We start from the raw sequence: 897 nt of genomic DNA, 5'->3' as shown, positions 1-897 counted from the left end.
CTAGGCTTTGACGAGAGCATCAACAAAACCCACCTTGAACGTGCAGTAGCTTTAGCTCAAGAAGTCGCAAAGGTAAAGCAACTGAGCTACGCTTTGATTGAACAAGTGTCAGAAAAGCTTGACAACCAACGGGAGGTTTCCGGCGAGGAGAAGCGACCTCATTCTTTGAAAGAAAAAATAGCTAAGTTTATCGGAAAAAAAGACAAGAAATAGCTTTTTAAAATCTCAAAAAGTTTATAGAAAATAGAGTTCTGTCCAAAGCCTTTATCACGAGTTGAGTGAATTCAACAGCGGTGGAGATTTTACCATTGTTACGGGCAGTGATTTCATGCTTTGTGTTGCAGGGCTATCAAGTGGGGGTGGTCAGACGCATCTGGTGGCAGATAAGGGCAAGATGAAGTTTTGCATCAACAAGGATCAAGATTTTTAGGATACTGATCAGTTATGCTTTAATTTAAATAGCTATTGCGTCATTTTTGTCAGTTCTTTTTAACAAACAAAATTATATTTTTAGAGAATACTAAAACATGTCTTATGAAAAGCATATGATCCTTTAAAGCCTTTCAAAAAATAGCTTGTAACTCATAAGAAATGCTATCAAGACTATTGTGATTATAGTTTTGAGGATTTTGAAGATTTTGAGGGTTCCTTTTACCCCCCCTTATATATTTTTTTTCAATCAAAAATAAAAGTCATTATATTTCAATATGTTAGCATTTTAAGATACAACCCATATAAATAACACAACCTATAAATTCAATCTATGATATATATTGAAGGGAGTTTTGAAGGTATTTTGAGGGTTTTAAACACCTTCAAAACCTATATATAATTCTCTTTAAAGAGAGCTTTTGAAAAGGATAAAGCTATCATTTTAGATTACGGTATAATCTTTTA

General features: G+C 33.6%; 2 protein-coding genes. Both read left to right on the top strand.

What is annotated here, in order from left to right; translation table 11 throughout:
- Positions 1-213: hypothetical protein (locus tag ABD915_RS09885; RefSeq protein WP_425548211.1), on the top strand; the 213-nt coding region annotated here is incomplete at its 5' end.
- A 61-nt stretch (positions 214-274) separates the two neighbouring features.
- On the top strand, positions 275-430 hold the full coding sequence (locus tag ABD915_RS09880; RefSeq protein WP_345117783.1) for a hypothetical protein: 156 nt from the start codon (positions 275-277) through the stop codon (positions 428-430).
- Positions 431-897: the final 467 nt, after the last annotated feature.

The sequence above is a fragment of the Bartonella jaculi genome, assembly GCF_039543045.1.
Classification (GTDB): domain Bacteria; phylum Pseudomonadota; class Alphaproteobacteria; order Rhizobiales; family Rhizobiaceae; genus Bartonella; species Bartonella jaculi.
Note: the sequence above shows the minus strand (reverse complement) of the source record. Positions and strands in the feature narration are given on the sequence as shown.